General features: G+C 73.4%; 5 protein-coding genes and 1 tRNA gene. 3 read left to right on the top strand and 3 right to left on the bottom strand.

What is annotated here, in order from left to right; translation table 11 throughout:
- Positions 1-72: 72 nt before the first annotated feature.
- Positions 73-756: a hypothetical protein gene (locus tag GQS09_RS15725; RefSeq protein WP_165986703.1), complete on the bottom strand. Its 684-nt coding sequence runs from the start codon at positions 754-756 to the stop codon at positions 73-75.
- Positions 757-1,034: 278 nt separating this feature from the next.
- A tRNA-Thr gene (locus tag GQS09_RS15720) sits at positions 1,035-1,108 on the bottom strand.
- Positions 1,109-1,293: 185 nt separating this feature from the next.
- Between GQS09_RS15720 and GQS09_RS15715 the strand changes: the two genes are divergently transcribed.
- The 3 genes from GQS09_RS15715 to GQS09_RS15705 all read left to right on the top strand — a co-directional run bounded on the left by GQS09_RS15715 (position 1,294) and on the right by GQS09_RS15705 (position 4,159).
- The gene (locus tag GQS09_RS15715) at positions 1,294-2,424 is read left to right on the top strand and encodes an ABC transporter ATP-binding protein (protein ID WP_165986702.1); all 1,131 of its coding nucleotides are present in this window, start codon (positions 1,294-1,296) and stop codon (positions 2,422-2,424) included.
- Between the two features lie 329 nt (positions 2,425-2,753).
- Positions 2,754-3,227: a hypothetical protein gene (locus GQS09_RS15710; RefSeq protein WP_165986701.1), complete on the top strand. Its 474-nt coding sequence runs from the start codon at positions 2,754-2,756 to the stop codon at positions 3,225-3,227.
- 209 nt (positions 3,228-3,436) lie between these two features.
- A complete protein-coding gene (locus GQS09_RS15705) occupies positions 3,437-4,159 on the top strand; it encodes a nucleotidyltransferase family protein (protein ID WP_165986700.1) in 723 nt (240 codons plus the stop codon).
- Positions 4,160-4,303: 144 nt separating this feature from the next.
- Here the strand turns inward: GQS09_RS15705 and GQS09_RS15700 are convergent.
- On the bottom strand, positions 4,304-5,778 hold a 1,475-nt coding region (locus tag GQS09_RS15700; RefSeq protein ID WP_165986699.1), incomplete at its 5' end, for a DoxX family membrane protein.

The following is a 5,778-nucleotide window of genomic DNA, read 5'->3' as shown; positions in this document are numbered from 1 at the left end:
GAAGGAGCGCCGCCAGCGCGGCCAGGGCCGCCGCCGCCACGGCCGGCGCTCCGCGCGCCCGCCCGGCGCCGCTCATGGCGTGACCGGGGCCGGCACCTCTTCGCCGCCGATCCGCCAGCGCTCGACCTCATCGGCGCCGATGGTGCCCAGCGCGTGCTCCGCTGCCAGGTCCTCGTGCTGGGCCAGGGCGGGATCGTCCTCGGGCAGCTCGACCTCCAGCCGGAAGGTGGTGAACATCTGCTCGCCGTCGCCGTTCACCATGGGCTCGGGATCGCTGAGGGTGACCTCACCCGGGTAGGGGTTCTCCGTGCACTCCGGCAGGCACCACATGCCGGACACCGAGCCGGTGCCGGTGGCCGAGTCGGCGTCCCAGTTCTCCCAGGTGATGTCGCGGATGGTGGAGAACTCGCTCAGCACCAGATGGACCGGCTCGATCTCCGCGTTGTTGACCTCCCCGTAGTAGCTGAAGACCCAGGGCCGCTCGTCCTCGCCGCTGCCGCCGCCCGTTGCCCGGCCGTCGCCGTCCCCGGGCCCGTCCTCCTCCGCCGGCTCCCCGGAGCCGTCCGCCCCGGGAGACCCGGCGGATTCGGTGGGCTCGGCGGTCCCGGCCGAATCCGTGGCGGCGTCCCCGGCCGGGGAGCCTGCCGTGCCCCCGTCCTCCTGGCCGCAGGCCGTGCCGCCCAGGGCCAGCGCTGCCGCCCCGAGCAGCACCGCCGCGGCCCGGCGCATCCGTTCCGTCCGGCTTCTCACGTTCATGGCGGACCCCTTCCCACATTCCCGGGACGCACCCGCGGAACGCTCCCGAAACACCTTTGAAGGCTGCTGATGGCTGCTGATGGCTACGGACAGTACGGAAGGAACCCCGCGGGCGCCCCTCGGGCGTGTAACAGCCGTCCATCGATCCGCGCGGTACGGCCGGAGACCGCGCCGGGACGGGCCACCGGACGGGCGGCCCGGCGGCACCAGGCCCGGACAGCCGGAGCGCCCTCTTCCGCAACGTTTCTGCGCAGGTAGAGGGCGCTTCCGGCCAAGTGAGCCGCCTGTCGGATTCGAACCGACGACCTGCTGTTTACAAGACAGCTGCTCTGACCGGCTGAGCTAAGGCGGCAGGACCCGAGCAGTCTACCCAAGCCCCTGCGGGTCCAGACGGACCCATTCTCTGTGCCGTACACCACCAGGTGGTGACAGCACTCACTCCTTCGGGTTAGGTTCTCGGAGCGTCCACATGGGTGGACCATTGCCTTTACTCGGATCGTCCGGCACGTTCCTGCCGGTGAAGGAGACAAGAACATCATGGCTACGGTCACTTTCGACAAGGCGACCCGGATCTACCCGGGTTCCACCGTGCCCGCCGTCGACCAGCTCGACATCGCGATCGAGGACGGCGAGTTCCTCGTGCTGGTGGGCCCCTCCGGCTGTGGCAAGTCCACCTCCCTGCGGATGCTCGCGGGCCTGGAGGACGTCAACGGAGGCTCCATCCACATCGGTGACCGTGACGTCACCCACCTGCCGCCCAAGGACCGGGACATCGCCATGGTGTTCCAGAACTACGCGCTGTACCCGCACATGACCGTCGCCCAGAACATGGGCTTCGCGCTCAAGATCGCGGGTGTGCCGAAGGCGGAGATCCGCGCCAAGGTGGAGGAAGCCGCCAAGATCCTGGACCTCACCGAGTACCTGGACCGCAAGCCCAAGGCGCTCTCCGGCGGTCAGCGGCAGCGTGTCGCCATGGGCCGCGCCATCGTGCGCGAGCCCCAGGTGTTCCTCATGGACGAGCCGCTGTCGAACCTCGACGCCAAGCTCCGGGTCCAGACCCGTACCCAGATCGCCAGCCTCCAGCGCCGGCTGGGCGTCACCACCGTCTACGTCACCCACGACCAGGTCGAGGCCATGACCATGGGTGACCGGGTGGCCGTGCTCAAGGACGGCCTGCTCCAGCAGATCGACACCCCGCGCCACATGTACGACAAGCCGGCCAACCTCTTCGTGGCGGGCTTCATCGGCTCCCCGGCCATGAACCTGATCGAGGTGCCGATCACCGACGGCGGCGTGAAGTTCGGCAACAGCGTGGTGCCGATCGAGCGCCACGCGCTGTCCGAGGCCCAGAGCAAGGGCGACACGCATGTGGTGGTGGGCTGCCGCCCCGAGCACTTCGAGGTCACCGGCTCCGGCGACGGCCTGGGCCTGCAGAAGGAGCAGCCGCAGGACGCGGCCGGTGTCGCGGTCTCGGTGAACGTGGTCGAGGAGACCGGCGCCGACGGCTACATCTACGGCACCGCCCATGTCGGCGGCGAGGAGAAGGACCTGGTCATCCGGGTCGACAGCCGCCAGGTGCCGGAGAAGGGCGCCGAGATCCACGTGGTGCCGCGGCCGGGCGAGACCCACGTGTTCTCCGCCAGCACCGGTGAGCGCCTGACCGACTGAACCGACCGCACCGGCGCGCCGGCCGGCACCGCCCGCACCGCGGCGGACGGCCGGCCGGCCACCGGCGGGACCCAGGCGGGCCCGTGCTTCCTCTCGGGGGATGCACGGGCCCGCTTTTCCATGCCCGGACGGGCAGGCGGAGATTCCGGGCGGAATCGCCCAGTTCGAGCAGCACTCGTCAACCTCGTCATGCGAATACGGGAAAACCCTTCACCCATAAGGGTGAGCAAATGTCGCCAAATACCCACCAATCGCTACCATCGCTGTCACCCCAGCGTGCATTACCAACTCAGCGGCATTCCGCCCGACCCGTCCCGCGAGGATCTTCCGTGAACCAGGCAGCCCGCCGTATCGGCCGCAGTCTCGCCCTTGTCCTTCCGGTCGTCCTGGTGCTGTCGGGGACGCTCGCCGTCGCCCGCGTGCCATGGGCCGTCGCGCCCGCCGAGGCGACCGTCCTGCCCGCCGGCGCGGAACAGGACGGCTCCTCCGCCCCGGCGTCGGCGCCCGCCGACCCCGCGGCGCCCCCGGCCGCGGCGCCCGGCGCCGCCACCGGGGAGGTGGCCCCGGAGCAGGCGCTGCGCGACCGGCTGATCGCCGAGCTCCAGCAGGAGGACCCGGCCGTGGCGCTCACCAGCCTCCAGTACGAGGTGGACCGCCGGCCGTCGCTGGCCCGGCACTGCGCCGACATCGCCAGGGCCCTCGGCCGCGCGGCCGTGGAGAAGTACGGCAGCGCCCAGGCCCAGGAGTACGCCCGCCCCGTCTGCGACACCTCCTACGCCGCCGGCGTCCTCTCCGCCGGCTGACGCCCGGCACCGGCACCGGCAAGGCACCGGCAAGGCACCGGCCTCACCACCGGCCCGTGGGTCCACCGGACCACGGGCCGCGGCGTGTCCGGCCGCCGGCGCGCACGCCAGGGCGCTGCGGGGCCGGTGTTTCCGGTGATTCGTCGGCTTCTTCGCGCTGTTGCCGGAAGCGCCTCGTACGGACATCTCGTCCGTATACGCTGCGGGGCATGACTGAAGCTCCGTCCCCCACGCAGGCGGTGATCCTGGCCGGTGGCCAGGGCTCCCGCCTGCGCCCGTACACCGACGACCGCCCCAAGCCGATGGTGGAGATCCCCGGGACGGGGACGCCCATCATCGGTCACCAGCTCACCTGGCTCGCCGAGGAGGGGGTCACGGACGTGGTCGTCTCCTGCGGGCACCTCGCCGAGGTGCTCCAGGACTGGCTGTCCTCGGCGCCCCTGCCGCTGCGGGTGAGCACCGTGGTGGAGAGCGAGCCGCTGGGCCGCGGCGGCGGCCTCAAGTACGCGGCCAAGGCGCTGCCGCGCCATGACGAGCCCTGGTACGCCACCAACGGCGACATCTGGACCCGCTTCTCCCTGCGGAGGATGGCCGCCTTTCACGCCGAGCGGGATGCCATAGCCACGCTGGCGCTGGCCCGGCCGCGTATCCCGTGGGGGGCGGTGGCCACCGACGAGTTCGGCAATGTCACCGACTTCATCGAGGCCCCGCCGATCCCGTACGACATCAATGCCGGTGTGTACGTGTTCTCGCACGAGTTCACCGCCCTGCTGCCGGACCGCGGCGACCACGAGCGCGCCACCTTCCCCTGGCTGGCCCGGGAACGCCGGCTGGCCGGTTTCCCGCTGCCGCAGGGCGCCTACTGGCGTGCCATCGACACCGCCAAGGATCTCACCGAGGCCGCCCGCGAACTGCGCGGCCCGGCCGGCTGACCGCCGGTCGGCCGGCCCGCCGCGACGCGTGGCGCGGCACACCGGGAGCGGAACGGTGGTGCCCCGCACAGGACTCCTGTGCGGGGCACCACCGTTCCGCTCCCGGGCCGGCCGGCCCTGTGCTCATCAGCCGAGGAGGCCGCCCTAACCGAGCAGCCCGCCGATCCGGCCGAGGCTGCCCTGATCACCCCCGTCGCTCTCGGAGCCGTCCGCACCGCTGTCACCCGGTTCCGACGGCGATCCCGAGCCCGCGCCGGCTCCCGGCTCGCTGCTCTCGCCGCCCGCGCCCTCCGGCCCGGTGCCGGTCTCCGCCGGAGCGGACTCACCGCCCGCGGCGGCCGACTCCTCCGGGGACGCCGGAACCGTCTGCTCGCTGCCCGGGATGGTCTGCTCGGCGCTTCCGGTCTCCTCCGCGGCGCTCTCCTCGGCCCCGGGGGATTCCGTTCCGGCGGCGCTCCGCTCCTGTTCCTCCCGCTGCCCGCTCTCCTCGTCGCCCGGGGCGGCGGCCCCGCCCTCCAGGCCCCCGCCGGGCGAGGCACCTTCCGCCCCGGCGGTCTCCTCCGGCAGCGGCGAGCCCGGCCGGCTGTTGCGCGGCTGCTCCCCGCCGTACGGATCCCGGCCGGTCTCGAATTCCTCGGTGGAGCGCACCGCCCCGCCCAGCACCGAGCCCAGCAGCATCACCATGCCGGCCAGCAGGGTCGCCAGCAGCGCGCCCCGGCGCAGCACCCGGCGGCGCAGATCCGCCAGCGGGGCGCGCGGGCCCAGGGTGCGCCAGGCCTCGCCGGCGAGCCGGGAATCCAGCGAGTAGACCGGCGCGCCGGCGATGACCAGCGGGCTCCAGGCGGCCAGCAGGATGATGTCCGGGGTGTCGTAGGCGGGACCGGCCTGCCAGCTGACCGTCACCAGCAGGGCGACCGACAGCAGTGCGCCGAGCACCGCGGCCAGCCGCTGCCACAGGCCGGCGATGGTCAGCACCCCGGCGATGATCTGGGTGAAGGCGACCGTCAGCCCGGCGCCGACCGGATGCGCCAGGGCCCAGGAGTGCAGCGGCTCGGCCAGCGCCCAGGGCTCCAGCCCGGACAGCCACAGCACCATGGAGCCGCGCTCGCCGCCGTCGAAGTAGACGGGATCGGTGAGCTTGCCCAGCCCGGCGGAGATCACGATGAAGCCCAGCAGCAGCCGGAGCGGCAGCAGCACGATGCCGAGATTGATCCGGCGGTCGGGGTAGAAGCGGCGGGCTGCCTCGGCGCGGCTGCCGGACGGCTCGGTCTGCCCCACGACCACCAGCGGGCCGGTGCCGTCCCCGGCGCTCTCGTAGGACGGGGCGTAGGTGTCCGGGTACCGGCCCGCGCCCGCGCCGGGGCCGGGGCCGGGGCCGCGGGGCCGCACGGGGGTCAGCACCGCGGTGTCCGCGGTATCGGCGCCGGTGCCGGCTGCGCGGCGGGGCTCGGTCGTCGGGTCCGTGGCGGCCCGCTGCGGGGCCACGGCGGGCAGCAGCGCGGTCTCCATGACCCGGGGCAGCACCTGGGTGGCGACCGAATCCGGGTCCCCGCCGGGCGCGCCGGGTACGGCGGCGGGCGGGCGGGCCGCGGCCAGCAGCCGGGCCGCGGTGTCGCCCC

It is taken from the genome of Streptomyces sp. YIM 98790 (assembly GCF_011421595.1).
Taxonomy (GTDB): domain Bacteria; phylum Actinomycetota; class Actinomycetes; order Streptomycetales; family Streptomycetaceae; genus Streptomyces.
Note: the sequence above shows the minus strand (reverse complement) of the source record. Positions and strands in the feature narration are given on the sequence as shown.

What these genes read in the sequence shown, in the direction of transcription:
- GQS09_RS15705 (WP_165986700.1), top strand. Translation starts at nt 3,437, where the DNA reads ATGACTGAAGCTCCGTCCCCCACGCAGGCGGTGATCCTGGCCGGTGGC.
- GQS09_RS15715 (WP_165986702.1), top strand. Translation starts at nt 1,294, where the DNA reads ATGGCTACGGTCACTTTCGACAAGGCGACCCGGATCTACCCGGGTTCC.
- GQS09_RS15725 (WP_165986703.1), bottom strand. Translation starts at nt 756, where the DNA reads ATGAACGTGAGAAGCCGGACGGAACGGATGCGCCGGGCCGCGGCGGTG.